General features: G+C 65.6%; 12 protein-coding genes. 10 read left to right on the top strand and 2 right to left on the bottom strand.

Features of this window, described 5'->3' with window-relative positions:
* Positions 1-262: 262 nt before the first annotated feature.
* From DDT93_RS22990 to DDT93_RS22970, 5 genes are all read left to right on the top strand, one after another.
* The gene (locus DDT93_RS22990; protein ID WP_109468246.1) at positions 263-937 is read left to right on the top strand and encodes a tetratricopeptide repeat protein; all 675 of its coding nucleotides are present in this window, start codon (positions 263-265) and stop codon (positions 935-937) included.
* A 76-nt stretch (positions 938-1013) separates the two neighbouring features.
* The gene (locus tag DDT93_RS22985; RefSeq protein WP_109468245.1) at positions 1014-2357 is read left to right on the top strand and encodes a PQQ-like beta-propeller repeat protein; all 1344 of its coding nucleotides are present in this window, start codon (positions 1014-1016) and stop codon (positions 2355-2357) included.
* A gap of 49 nt (positions 2358-2406) precedes the next feature.
* Complete coding sequence (gene der, locus DDT93_RS22980; protein ID WP_109468244.1) at positions 2407-3873, top strand: ribosome biogenesis GTPase Der; 1467 nt, start codon at positions 2407-2409, stop codon at positions 3871-3873.
* 264 nt (positions 3874-4137) lie between these two features.
* Positions 4138-5118 carry a fatty acid desaturase gene (locus DDT93_RS22975; RefSeq protein WP_109468243.1) on the top strand — a complete coding sequence of 327 codons (981 nt, stop codon included), beginning with the start codon at positions 4138-4140 and terminating at the stop codon, positions 5116-5118.
* A 216-nt stretch (positions 5119-5334) separates the two neighbouring features.
* The gene (locus tag DDT93_RS22970; RefSeq protein WP_109468242.1) at positions 5335-5847 is read left to right on the top strand and encodes a helix-hairpin-helix domain-containing protein; all 513 of its coding nucleotides are present in this window, start codon (positions 5335-5337) and stop codon (positions 5845-5847) included.
* 29 nt (positions 5848-5876) lie between these two features.
* Here DDT93_RS22970 and DDT93_RS22965 read toward each other — a convergent pair whose 3' ends face one another.
* Positions 5877-6575: a hypothetical protein gene (locus DDT93_RS22965; protein WP_109468241.1), complete on the bottom strand. Its 699-nt coding sequence runs from the start codon at positions 6573-6575 to the stop codon at positions 5877-5879.
* A gap of 23 nt (positions 6576-6598) precedes the next feature.
* Positions 6599-7891 (bottom strand): serine--tRNA ligase, encoded by a 1293-nt coding sequence (gene serS / locus DDT93_RS22960; protein WP_109468240.1) that lies wholly within the window; start codon positions 7889-7891, stop codon positions 6599-6601.
* 265 nt (positions 7892-8156) lie between these two features.
* Between serS and yajC the strand changes: the two genes are divergently transcribed.
* The 5 genes from yajC to DDT93_RS22935 are packed head-to-tail and all read left to right on the top strand — an operon-like array spanning position 8157 to position 12229.
* Entirely contained in the window at positions 8157-8441 is a 285-nt protein-coding gene (yajC, locus tag DDT93_RS22955; RefSeq protein WP_109468239.1) for a preprotein translocase subunit YajC, read from the top strand.
* 33 nt (positions 8442-8474) lie between these two features.
* Positions 8475-10136: a protein translocase subunit SecD gene (gene secD / locus DDT93_RS22950; protein ID WP_109468238.1), complete on the top strand. Its 1662-nt coding sequence runs from the start codon at positions 8475-8477 to the stop codon at positions 10134-10136.
* Between the two features lies 1 nt (position 10137).
* Positions 10138-11106, top strand: coding sequence for a protein translocase subunit SecF (secF, locus tag DDT93_RS22945; protein ID WP_109468237.1), 969 nt, complete (start codon positions 10138-10140; stop codon positions 11104-11106).
* Positions 11099-11851 carry a TSUP family transporter gene (locus tag DDT93_RS22940; protein WP_109468236.1) on the top strand — a complete coding sequence of 251 codons (753 nt, stop codon included), beginning with the start codon at positions 11099-11101 and terminating at the stop codon, positions 11849-11851. Before secF ends, DDT93_RS22940 begins: the two co-directional genes overlap by 8 nt.
* 24 nt (positions 11852-11875) lie before the next feature.
* Positions 11876-12229: an Mth938-like domain-containing protein gene (locus DDT93_RS22935; protein WP_109468235.1), complete on the top strand. Its 354-nt coding sequence runs from the start codon at positions 11876-11878 to the stop codon at positions 12227-12229.
* Positions 12230-12381 lie beyond the last annotated feature (152 nt).

The following is a 12381-nucleotide window of genomic DNA, read 5'->3' as shown; positions in this document are numbered from 1 at the left end:
GGTCAAGGCCTCCGGCGGGCACTGACGTGAAGGAGTACGGAACCGCCAGAGAATTCGTCTAAACTATTCGGTTCAAAATAGGGTCTTTCCCGCCGGGCCGCAAGTATCCTGCCTGTCGCATTTGCGCATCCACTTGGCTTGCGCCGCCATGCGCGCTAAGAGGGGGCAGCTTTGCCCGGAACTGGGGGGCGGAGATGCCTGCAGACGCGGGTGTAACCGGCGGTTTCGCCAATAAAATTCGAGCTGCAGTCAAGGGCGGATCATGAGCGATAGTGACAGTTTCATCGACGAGGTGACCGAGGAGGTCCGCCGGGACAGGCTGTTCGCGATGTTCCGGCGCTATGGCTGGATCGCCGCGGTCGCGATTGTCGCCATCGTCGGCGGGGCCGCCTACAAGGAATACAGCGCCGCGCAGAACCGCCAGGCCGCCGAGGCGCTGGGCGACAGCATCACCACTGCGCTGCAGGCCAACGACGCAGCAGGCCGCGCCGCCGAGCTTTCGACCGTGACCGCCGAGTCCCCGGGCGGCAACGCCGTGGTCGAGTTCTCGCTGGCCGCCGCACAGGCAGAGGCGGGGAACACCAGCTCTGCCGTGGCCACGCTGAACGCCATCGCCGTGAATGGCGAAATTCCCGAGATCTACCGCCAGATCGCCAGCTTCAAGGCGCTGATCCTGCAGGCTGGCGACGAGAGCACCATCGACGAGCGTCGCACCGGGCTGCAGGCGCTGGCTCAGCCGGGCAACCCGCTGCGGATGCTGGCCGAGGAGCAGCTGGCGCTGCTCTCGCTGGAACAGGACGACACCGAGGCGGCAATCGCCAAGTATCAGGAAATCCTGCAGGACGCTGAGACCACCTCGGACTTGAAACAACGCGCAACGCAAGCAATTGTTGCGCTTGGAGGCAAACCGGAAGCTGTGCCCGGATCGCAGGGCTAGCGCCACCCGCCCCGCGAGGGGCAGGCGCGGCCCGGCCGGAAGCCAGCCATTGGTGTTTGAGGACAGGCAAGACGTTATGATCGCATCGTTTCTTTCCACTCGCCTCGGGGTCGCCCTGGGCGGCTGCGCTCTTCTGATGATGACGGCCTGTGCCGAGAAGGAAGTCGTCCTGATCGGTCAGCGCGAGGACATCCGCCCGTCGCTGGCAGGCACCCCGCTCGAACGTGCGCCCGACGCGGACAACAACCAGAGCCGGCCCATCCAGCTTCCCGCGCAGGTCGGCAACGCCACCTGGGCGCAATCGCCCGGCACCGCCGCGAACCGTGTGGCCAACGCGCGCCTCGGCGCTGCGACGCAGCGCCTGTGGAAAGTGAACATCGGTGCCGGTGACGGCCGGCGCGGCCGCATCACCGCCGATCCGGTGGTGGCAGGCGGGCTGATCTATACACTGGACAGCAGTGCCCAGGTCTCGGCCGTGACCCCTGCGGGTCAGCTGGCCTGGCAGACCGACCTGACCCCGGCGACCGATTCCAAGGATCAGGCCACTGGCGGCGGCATGGCCTATGACAACGGCGTGCTCTACGTCTCGACCGGCTTCGGGCGCCTCAGCGCAATCGACGCGCGGACGGGGCAGGTGCGCTGGACCCAAAAACTCGACGCCACGGGCAGTGGTACGCCGCTGGTCTCGGGCGGCTTCGTCTACCTCGTGGCGGGCGATGACACCGGCTGGGCCATCAAGGCCTCGGACGGCACCATCGCATGGCGCGCCGACGTGGCCCCGAGCATCGCCAACGTGCTGGGCGCGCCCGCGCCGGTGCTGGCCAACAAGTTCGTGGTCTTTGCCTTCGGCTCGGGCGAAATTCTCGGCGTGTTCCGTCAGGGCGGCCTTGTCCGCTGGCAGGCGATGGTGGCCGGTCAGCGCACCGGCCGCGTGTCGAGCCGCATCAGCGACGTGACCGGCAGCCCGGTCGTCGTGGGCAACACCATCTACGCGGGCAACCACTCGGGCCGCATCGCGGCGCTGGATGCCGGCGATGGCACCATGATCTGGAGCGCGCGGCAGGGCACGATGGGCCCGGTCTGGCCCGCGGGGGACAGCATCTTTGCCGTCTCCGACAACAACCAACTTCTCCGTCTCAGCGCCAGCACGGGTGAGACCATCTGGGCGCATGACCTGCCGGACTTCGTCAAGGCCAAGCCGCGCAAGCGGGCGGCGATCTTTGCCCACTACGGCCCTGTCCTCGCTGGCGGACGCCTTGTCGTGGCCTCGAACGACGGCTTCCTGCGCTTCTTCTCGCCGCAGGACGGGCGGCTGCTCTCCTCCGTCGAAATCCCCGACGGAGCGACGACAGGCCCCGTTGTCGCGAATGGCACGCTCTACGTTGTCAGCACGGCCGGTGATTTGTACGCTTTCCGTTGAGCGCCGAATGCGGTAGACGGCGCATCTGTTTAGCGGAAGCGTCAAGGTCATGTCCTTTACCCTAGCCATCGTGGGCCGCCCCAACGTGGGCAAATCCACATTGTTCAACCGCCTCGTCGGAAAGAGGCTGGCGCTGGTCGACGACCAGCCCGGGGTCACCCGTGACCTGCGCGAAGGCGCGGCACGGCTGGGTGACCTGCGCTTTACGGTGATTGACACCGCGGGCCTCGAGGATGCCAACGACGACAGCCTGCAGGGACGTATGCGCCGCCTGACAGAGCGCGCGGTGGACATGGCCGACATCTGCCTCTTCATGGTGGATGCTCGCACCGGGATCACCCCGACCGACCAAATCTTTGCCGAAATCCTGCGCAAACGCTCGGCCCACGTGATTCTCGCCGCCAACAAGGCAGAGGGCCGGGCGGCGGATGCCGGTGTGCTCGATGCCTATTCGCTTGGTCTGGGCGAGCCGGTCCGGCTCTCGGCCGAGCACGGCGAGGGGCTGAACGAACTCTACTCCCAACTGATGCCGATCGCGGATGCCTTCGAGGAGAAGGCGGAAGAGGACGCCCCCGAGATCGACGTGGAGCTCTCGGACGAGGTGGACGAGGACGAGGCCGCCGAGGGCGCGCCGGTCCCGACCAAGGCCAAGCCGCTGCAGGTGGCGGTTATCGGGCGCCCCAACGCGGGCAAGTCGACGCTGATCAACAAGATTCTCGGCGACGACCGTCTGCTGACCGGCCCCGAGGCAGGGATCACCCGTGATTCCATCTCGCTGCAGGTCGAGTGGGACGGCACGCCGATGCGCCTGTTCGACACCGCCGGTATGCGCCGCAAGGCCAAGGTGCAGGAAAAGCTCGAAAAGCTCTCGGTCAGCGACGGTCTGCGCGCAGTGAAGTTCGCCGAGGTCGTGGTGGTGCTGCTCGACGCGGCGATTCCCTTTGAACAGCAGGACCTGCGCATCGCCGACCTCGCCGAGCGCGAAGGCCGCTGCGTGGTGGTCGCGGTGAACAAGTGGGACCTCGAAGAGGAAAAGCAGGAAAAACTGCGCGACCTCAAGGAAGCCTTCGAACGGCTGCTGCCGCAGCTGCGCGGCGCGCCGCTGGTCACCGTGTCCGCCCGGACGGGCAGGGGGCTCGACCGGCTGCATGATGCGATCATGCGCGCCTACGAGGTATGGAACCGCCGGGTGACCACCGCCCAGCTGAACCGCTGGCTCTCGGGCATGCTGGAACAGCACCCGCCCCCGGCGCCGCAGGGCAAGCGGATCAAGCTGCGCTACATGACCCAGGCCAAGACCCGGCCGCCGGGGTTCGTGGTGATGTGCTCGCACCCTGACAAGGTTCCCGACAGCTATTCGCGGTACCTGGTCAACGGGCTGCGCGAGGATTTCGACATGCCCGGCACGCCGATCCGGCTGCACATGCGGTCCCAGAGCGACAAGAACCCCTACAAGGCCAAGAAGAAAAGCACGCCAAGCCGGTTGCGCAAGCACACCGAGGGGCGTCGGGGCTAGAATACTTCCGGCCCGAAGGGTTGGCACGATAGACGGCGGGAGAATTCCACTCCCGCCGTTTTGCTGTCCTGACCGGCGATTTGTGCGGGCTGCTCTCGCGTTGCGCGTGTGCTTTACCGCAGGCGGAAAATGCGCTGGAAATGGGAAACACTCCGCCGTAGATCGTTCGCACGATTGAAAGATATTAAAAAAACATTACAAATATGAACTATCCAGCCGCCGCTAGATCGGGATGATCGAAACTCAGGGCCATCGGGATCGAAAATGAATCTTCGGGAACATACGCGCCAATACGTCGAGAAGAACAACGCATTGGCCTCGCTCAGCTATTTCGGGACTTTCGCGGTCTATTTCACGTCGCTCTACTTTGCGATCACCTATGTCGGCACATGGTGGATCCTGGCCCCGATGGTGCTGGTGCACGCGTTCTCGGCCGTGCGGCTCTATGTGCTCCAGCATGACACCGGGCACCATTCGCTGTTCGAGACCCGCCGCCAGAACGAGATCGCGGGCCATGTGCTGTCGCCCTTCACTTTCGCGCCCTTCGAGGTGATGAAGCAGAATCACAACCTGCATCACGCCAACATCGGCAATCTCGAACACCGCGAGACCGGCGAAATCCACACCATGACGCTGCGCGAATGGAACGAGGCGGGGTTCTGGGACCGGCTGGTCTATCGCCTCTACCGCAATCCCTTCGTGCTGGTGCCCGTCGGGTCGGCCTTCACCTATTTCATCCGCTACCGCTGGCCCAAGAACGCGGTCCGCTTCGGCGCGGGCAAGGTCATCCTGCACAACGTCGTCATCGTGGCCTACCTCGCGCTGCTCTACTGGCTGTTCGACTGGACCGGCGTACTGGTCTGGCTGGGCGCAAGCTTCCTCGGCGGCATGATCGGCGTCTTCCTCGTCTACCTGCAGCACAACTTCGAAGACACCTACTGGGATCGCCGCCCCGACCTCGACCCGCAGATCGCGGCGATCCAGGGCTCGTCCTGCCTCGATTTCGGGTGGTTCTTCGATTTCATGGTGGCGAACATCACGCTGCATGACATCCACCACTTCAACGCCCGCATCCCGAGCTATCGCCTGCGCCGCTGCCACTATGCGCTGCCCGACGATGTCGCCCCGCGCCGCATCAAGTTTCCCGAGGCCGTGGCCGCGCTGAACCTGAAGCTCTGGGACGAGGACCAGAACCGCCTGGTGCCCTTCCCGAAGTCGCAGAACCGCGTCCCGGTCGAGGCCTGAGCGGCGCCTCAAGCGTCAGCACAGCCGCGTCCTGCCCATTTGACAGCGCCTCCGACACCGGGGGCGCTGTTGCTTTTGGCAATGGGGCAGGCGGCAACACAAAAGTATAACAAATGTATATACAATCCGTATTCCCGTGATGTAGGCTCCGTCGAACACCGCCCGGCGTTTCAGGCGCCAGGTGCAACGAGACGATCCGAACGCAAAGGATGGAGCATGACACCACTCACGAAAGTCCCCGGAATCGGGCCGGCACTGGCCGAAGTTCTGCAACAGCACGGCTACGGCTCGGCAGAGGCGGTCGCCGCGACCACGCCGGGGGAATTAACCAATGTTCCACGCATCGCGCTCCTGCGCGCACCCGTTCTGATCGAGGCAGCCAAGGCGCTGATTGGCAGCGCTCCCGCCACCCCGGCCAAACCTGCCGCCACGCCGCGCCCGAAACCGACGCTGAAGGCGGCCAAGCCCGCCGCGTCCGTTGCCCTGACTGAGCCCGTCGAAGCCGCCGCACCCGAGGCCGCGCCCGTCGAGGCGCCTGCCGTGAAGAAGAAGGCGAAACCGTCCAAGAAGAAGGCGGAGAAGGCCCCGAAGAAGAAGGTGAAGGCGGAAAAGTCCAAGTCCGAAAAGACGTCGGGCAAATCCAAGAAGAAGGCCGACAAGGACACCAAGAAGGCCAAGGCCGACAAGAGCCCAGCCAAGTCCAAAAAAGCCAAGAAAAAGAAGAAGTAGGTCTTTCTACCTAAACCGGCGGGCCGGGATTACCGGCCCGTCGCTTTCAGGCGCGGCAGCGACATGACCAGCGTCAAGATCGCCGCGATGCCCGCCAGAACGGCGATGCCGAAGGCGCCCGAGATGTCCGCGACGACCACACCGACCAGCGCCCACGTAACTCCCAGCCCATAGACGCCACTGGCAGGCACACGGCGCAGCGTGCGCAGCGCGATCACCAGCGCCAGCAACAGCCCGATGACGGCAGCCGGGATCTCGTCGGTGATGCCATAGCCCGCCAGCAGCAACCCGACCGACACGCTGGCTGCGGCCGTGAGCCAACCGGCGTAGAGCCCGACCGGCGCGCGCGCCAGCCAGTGATCCAGCGCCGGGGCCTTTTCGAGCGCGCGCAGCGCCGTGACCAGCATCAGCCAGATCAACACCGTCGCCGCGATGGGGCTCAGCACCGCGACCGGCAGCCATGCGACGCCGACGCCAACCGACAGAGCTAGGGCAGGGCGCATCGGCTCCCAGTCGGGCATCGACCCGCGCGCCCAGACGCCGAAACCGGCGCTGACGATCAGCCAGAGATAGATCACGCCCCAGATGGCAAAGGCATAGCCCGCAGGCTGTACCGGCGGGTCAATCTGCGGAACCGGGAACTGGTCGGGGCGGAAACCGGCAAAACTGGTCACGAAAAAAGGCGCGCTGGCGAAAGCCAGCGCGGCCAGAAGGACCAGAATTGCCATCAGGGATGGCCGTCTTTCGTCTGTCACTCGAGTTTGCCTTCGGAGGTCAGGATCGTGTTACCGCCAAGGTAACGCCCCAGAGCCTCCGGCAGTTCCACCGAGCCATCCTCGCGCTGGCCATTCTCCAGCACGGCGATCAGGCAGCGGCCCACGGCGAGGCCCGAGCCATTGAGGGTGTGCACGAACTCCGGCTTGCCGCCGCCCTCGGGACGGAAGCGCGCGTTCATCCGGCGGGCCTGGAAATCGCCCGTGGTCGAGACCGAGGAGATCTCGCGATAGGTGTTCTGGCCGGGGATCCACGCCTCGATGTCGAAGGTGCGGCGCGCGCCAAAGCCCATGTCGCCGGTGCAGAGGATCACGGTGCGATAGGGAATCCCCAGCGCCTCGAGGATTCCTTCCGCGCATTTCAGCATCCGCTGCTGCTCGGCGTCGCTCTCGTCGGGATGGGTGACCGAGACCATCTCGACCTTCTCGAACTGGTGCTGGCGCAGCATGCCGGCCGTGTCCTTGCCCGCGCTGCCCGCTTCCGAGCGGAAGCAGAGGGTGTGCGCGGTCATCCGGATCGGCAGGGCGGCAGCCTCGAGGATCTCGTCGGCGACCGTGTAGGTCAGCGGCACCTCGGAGGTCGGCACCAGCCACCAGCCGTTGGTGGTCTGGTAGCTGTCGTCGCCGAACTTCGGCAGCTTGTCGGTGCCGTACATCGCCTCGTCGCGCACCAGCACGGGCGAGTTCATCTCGGTCAGGCCGTTCTGGTCGACATGGGTGTCGATCATGAACTGCGCCAGCGCCCGGTGGATGCGGGCAACCGCGCCCTTCAGCATGACAAAGCGCGCGCCGGAGATCTTGGCGGCCAGCTCGAAATCCATCGAGGCGGCGACACCCGCGATCTCGTAGTGCTCCTTGGGCGCGAAGGCGAAGCTCTTCGGCTCGCCCCACTTGCGCACTTCGACGTTGTCATTCTCGTCGGCCCCGTCCGGCACGTCGGCGGCGGGGGCGTTGGCGATGCGGGCCAGCATGTCGATCAGCTTGGCGTCCAGTTCCTTGGCCTCGGCCTGCATGGCCGCGACTTCGGATTTCTTCTCGGCCACGAGCGCGCGCAGGCGCTCGAACTCGGCATCGTCGCCCTTGGCCTTGGCGGCACCGACGTCCTTGGAGGCGCGGTTCTGCTCGGCCTGCGCCTCTTCAGACGCCTGGATGCGCGCGCGGCGCTGGCTGTCGAGCTCAAGGATCTCCGACGACACCGGCGCGTCCCCACGGCGCGCAAGTGCGGCGTCGAAGGCGGCGGGGTTTTCCCGGATGGCGCGGATGTCATGCATTGGAGTTGGTCCTTGTTTACACGAGTCGTTCGGGCCGCCTTATGCCCGAAGTGGGTCGGATGTGGTAGGGGCCTGATCCCCGCACCCGGCGCGGCCGGGCGCCCGGGGCCGGTCGGGGCAAGAACTCTGCCCCTATCCGCCTTGCAAAGCCCCCCCTCAAAGCATAGGTTCCGCCAAAATCTCGAGGGGCCTGTCAGACGGACCTCGGTAACCAGCCCCCTGACCACGCCCGCACGGGCGCACAATCGACGAAAAGGAACACCACATGGATGTTGGCGCTCTTGGCCAGTTTCTCCCTCTCATCCTGATCTTCGCGATCATGTACTTCCTGCTGATCCGTCCCCAGCAGAAAAAGGTCAAGGAACATCAGGCCATGGTCGAAGCGCTGCGACGTGGCGACCTGGTGGTGACCCAGGGTGGCATCATCGGCAAGGTGTCCAAGGTCAAGGAAGACGGCGAAGTCGAACTGGAGATCGCCGAGGGCGTGAAGGTCCGCGTCGTCAAGTCCACCATCGCCACGGTGATGAGCAAGACCGAGCCGGCAAAGTAAGCCTGTCCTGTCCCAGAACGAGAAGGCAGGGCAATGCTGCATATCGACACTTGGAAGCGGGCGCTGATCTGGCTGGTATGCCTTGCCGGTCTGGTCTTCGCCATGCCCAACGTCTTCTACACGAAGGTCGAGGGACACAACGACGCCCTGGCTGCCATCGAGAAGACGGGGGAAACCCCGGATCTTCGCGAGAAGGCCGGGCAGTGGCCCGAATGGCTGCCCTCCAATCTCGTCAATCTGGGTCTCGACCTGCGCGGCGGTGCGCATCTGCTGGCAGAAGTGCAGGTCCAGGAGGTCTATCAGACCCGCATGGACGCGCTCTGGCCGGTGGTGCGCGACGCGCTCAAGGGCGACCGTGACACGATCGGCGGCGTCCAGCGTGTGAACGCGCCCGAGGGCGAGTTGCAGGTTCGCATCGGCAAGCCCGAAGGCATCGAGCAGGCGCTCGCCACCGTGCGCGGCCTCGCCGAGCCGATCCAGTCGCTTTCGACCCCGGGTGCCAAGGACATCGAAGCCTCGGCCAACGGCGACGTCATCTCGATCAGGCTGACCGAGGCCGAGAAGCTGGCCTCCGACGACCGCACCGTGCGCCAGGCGCTGGAGATCATCCGCCGCCGGATCGACGCGGTCGGCACGCGCGAGCCCACGATCCAGCGCCAGGGCGACAACCGCATCCTGATCCAGGTGCCGGGCGTCGGCAGCGCCACCGAACTCAAGAGCATCATCGGCACCACCGCACGGCTGACGTTCAACCCCGTGGTTTCGCGCGGCTCCGATCCGGACGCCCGCGCCGGTGTCGGCAACGCCGTCATCCCGTCAATGGACGAGCAGGGGCTCTACTATACCATCGAGACCAGCCCGGTCGTCAGCGGCGACGAGCTGGTCGATGCGCAGCCCTCCTTCGACCAGAACGGCCGCCCGGCGGTCAGCTTCCGGTTCGACACCACGGGCGCGCGCAAGTTCGGCGACTACACCCGCGACAACATCGGCCAGCCCTTCGCCATCGTGCTCGACAACGAGGTCATCTCGGCCCCGGTGATCCAGAGCCATATCCCCGGCGGGTCCGGCATCATCACCGGCAACTTCACCGTCGAGGAGAGCACCAACCTCGCCGTGCTGCTGCGCGCCGGTGCGCTTCCGGCCGAGCTGAACTTCCTCGAGGAACGGACCATCGGGCCGGAACTGGGGCAGGACAGCATCGAGGCCGGCAAGGTGGCAACCGCCGTGGCCTTTGCCGCCGTGCTGCTCTTTATGTTCCTCAGCTACGGCCTGTTCGGTCTCTTCGCCAACATCGCGCTGATCCTGAACATCGTGCTGATGTTCGCGGCGCTGTCGGTCCTCGGGGCCACGCTCACTCTGCCCGGTATCGCGGGGATCGTGCTGACCGTGGGTATGGCGGTGGACGCCAACGTGCTGATCTTCGAACGTATTCGCGAGGAACTGAAGACGGCCAAGGGCCCGGCCCGCGCCATCACCCTCGGCTACGAGCGCGCCCTGTCGGCGATCATCGACGCCAACATCACCACCTTCATCACCGCTGTGATCCTCTTTGTCATGGGGTCCGGGCCGGTGCGCGGCTTTGCCATCACCCTCGGCCTCGGCATCCTGACCTCGGTCTTCACCGCGATCTTCGTGACCCGGCTGATGATCGTGATCTGGTTCGAACGCCGCCGTCCCAAGACAATCGAGGTCTGACATGCGTCTGAGACTTGTACCCGACGATACCAAGATCGATTTCTTCGGCCGCTGGAAGCTGTGGTTCGGGATCTCGCTGGTCCTCATCGTTCTCAGCTTCATCTCCTTCGGGGTCCGTGGCCTGAACTACGGCATCGACTTCCGGGGCGGCACCACCATCCGCACCGAGAGCACGCAGGAGATGGACGTGGGCGCCTACCGCGACGCGCTCTCCGGCCTCGGCCTCGGGGACGTGCTGATCTCGGAGGTCTTCGACCCGAGCTTCCGCGCCGACCAGCACGTCGCGATGATCCGCATCCAGGCGCAGGACGACGAGGAAGCGGTCACCAGCGAGCTGATCCAGCAGGTGGAAGAGGCGCTCAAGACGGTCGCTCCCGACATCAAGTTCGTGTCGGTCGAATCCGTCGGCCCGAAGGTCTCGGGCGAGCTGATCTGGACCGCCGTGCAGGCCGTCGCCCTCGCCATCGGCGCGGTGCTGATCTACGTCTGGCTGCGCTTTGAATGGCAGTTCGCCGTGGGCGCCGTGGTGGCGCTGATCCACGACGTGGTTCTAACCATCGGCATCTTCTCCGAACTGCAGATCAAGTTCGACCTCGCCATCATCGCGGCGCTGCTGACCATCGTGGGCTACTCGCTGAACGATACCGTGGTGGTGTTCGACCGCGTGCGGGAGAACCTGCGCAAGTTCAAGAAGACACCGCTGAAAGAGGTCCTGAACCTCTCGATAAACGAGACGCTGAGCCGGACCACTATGACCTCGCTCACCACGCTGCTGGCGCTGATCGCGCTGATCGTGCTGGGCGGCGACGTGATCCGCGGCTTCGTCTTCGCGATGATCTGGGGCATCGTGGTCGGGACCTACTCCTCGATCTTCATCGCCTCGCCGGTGCTGCTGTTCCTGGGGGTCAAGCGCGACTGGAGCAAGCCGGACAACAACGCCGGCAACCAGTTCGCCAACATTGATGCCTGACATCCTTTCCCAGGTCCTGGAAATTCAGGGCCTGGGCTGGCTCCTCCTGGCCGTCGTGGTCGCGGGCATCGTCCGCGGCTTTTCCGGTTTCGGGGCGGCAATGATAATCATGCCGGTCGCCGGAACCGTCCTCGGGCCGGTCGGGGCACTCACCTTCCTCACAATGGCCGAACTGCTTGGGCCGCTGCCCAACATCCCCGGCGCGCTCCACAACGCGAACCGCGGCGACCTCGTGCGCCTGAGCCTTGGTGCCGCCATCGCCATGCCGCTTGGGGTGCTGGCGCTCTCGCACATGTCGCCGATCTTCTTCAACTGGCTGGTCTCGCTCGTGGTGCTCGGCGTGCTGGCCGCGCTGATGCGGGGCTGGCGGTACCACGGAACGCTGACGCCGCCGCTGGTCGCCGGGGCAGGGGCCCTCTCGGGCGTGCTGGGCGGGGCGGTGGGCATCGCCGGTCCGCCGGTGATCATGTTCTACATGGCCTCCAGCCTCTCCATCGCGGCGATCCGCGCCAACCTCCTGCTGTTCCTGACCTTCATCGACCTGCTGCTGATCGCCACGCTGGCCGCCTACGGGCTGATGGAAACGGGTCCGGTCGTTGCGGGTCTGGTGTTCTCCGTGCCATACATGGTCGCGAACCTGCTCGGCGGCCGACTCTTCGGCCTCGGGTCCGAGCGGCAGTTCCGCGCCGTCGCCTACGGCATCATCGCCACCTCTGCCATTCTGGGCCTGCCGGTCTGGCACTGAGATCCTGACACCGGGAGAGACCCCATGCGCCTCAACGAAGTGACCTTCAACGATGCCCGGCCCGTCGAGGGCTATGGCCCCGGCTTCTTCCGCATCGGCGGGGCCGTGTTCGAGGGCGCGGTGATCTCCGGCCCCTCCGGCACACGCGCCTGGGCCGGTTACGACGACGTGGCCTCGCTGGTGGCTCTGGCGGGGCAGATCGACGTGCTCTTCGTCGGCACCGGGGCCGAGGTGGCGCATGTGCCCGCCCCCCTGCGTCAGGCGGTCGAGGACGCCGGAGTCGGCGTCGAGGCCATGACCTCCCCCGCCGCCTGCCGGACCTACAACGTTCTGCTGTCCGAAGGACGCCGCGTGGCATTGGCCCTGCTGCCGGTCTGAGGGCGGGGGGAGCCTAATACGCAGCTTGGGCGGTTAGTCGACTTTCAGGCGGTATTCTCAATGTCGTCGGGCGTTGAGCGCCCTTTTCCGCCAACATCTTGCTGCCGATTCTTCATCAAGATTTACAGGCTCCGCCTAGGGGCGCCATCACC

Origin of the sequence: Albibacillus kandeliae (genome assembly GCF_003116585.1) — a bacterium.
Taxonomy (GTDB): domain Bacteria; phylum Pseudomonadota; class Alphaproteobacteria; order Rhodobacterales; family Rhodobacteraceae; genus Albibacillus; species Albibacillus kandeliae.
Note: the sequence above shows the minus strand (reverse complement) of the source record. Positions and strands in the feature narration are given on the sequence as shown.

Coding starts and splice junctions, on each gene's coding strand:
- DDT93_RS22990 (WP_109468246.1), top strand. CDS start 263: ATGAGCGATAGTGACAGTTTCATCGACGAGGTGACCGAGGAGGTCCGC.
- DDT93_RS22985 (WP_109468245.1), top strand. CDS start 1,014: ATGATCGCATCGTTTCTTTCCACTCGCCTCGGGGTCGCCCTGGGCGGC.
- der (WP_109468244.1), top strand. CDS start 2,407: ATGTCCTTTACCCTAGCCATCGTGGGCCGCCCCAACGTGGGCAAATCC.
- DDT93_RS22975 (WP_109468243.1), top strand. CDS start 4,138: ATGAATCTTCGGGAACATACGCGCCAATACGTCGAGAAGAACAACGCA.
- DDT93_RS22970 (WP_109468242.1), top strand. CDS start 5,335: ATGACACCACTCACGAAAGTCCCCGGAATCGGGCCGGCACTGGCCGAA.
- DDT93_RS22965 (WP_109468241.1), bottom strand. CDS start 6,575: ATGGCAATTCTGGTCCTTCTGGCCGCGCTGGCTTTCGCCAGCGCGCCT.
- serS (WP_109468240.1), bottom strand. CDS start 7,891: ATGCATGACATCCGCGCCATCCGGGAAAACCCCGCCGCCTTCGACGCC.
- yajC (WP_109468239.1), top strand. CDS start 8,157: ATGGATGTTGGCGCTCTTGGCCAGTTTCTCCCTCTCATCCTGATCTTC.
- secD (WP_109468238.1), top strand. CDS start 8,475: ATGCTGCATATCGACACTTGGAAGCGGGCGCTGATCTGGCTGGTATGC.
- secF (WP_109468237.1), top strand. CDS start 10,138: ATGCGTCTGAGACTTGTACCCGACGATACCAAGATCGATTTCTTCGGC.
- DDT93_RS22940 (WP_109468236.1), top strand. CDS start 11,099: ATGCCTGACATCCTTTCCCAGGTCCTGGAAATTCAGGGCCTGGGCTGG.
- DDT93_RS22935 (WP_109468235.1), top strand. CDS start 11,876: ATGCGCCTCAACGAAGTGACCTTCAACGATGCCCGGCCCGTCGAGGGC.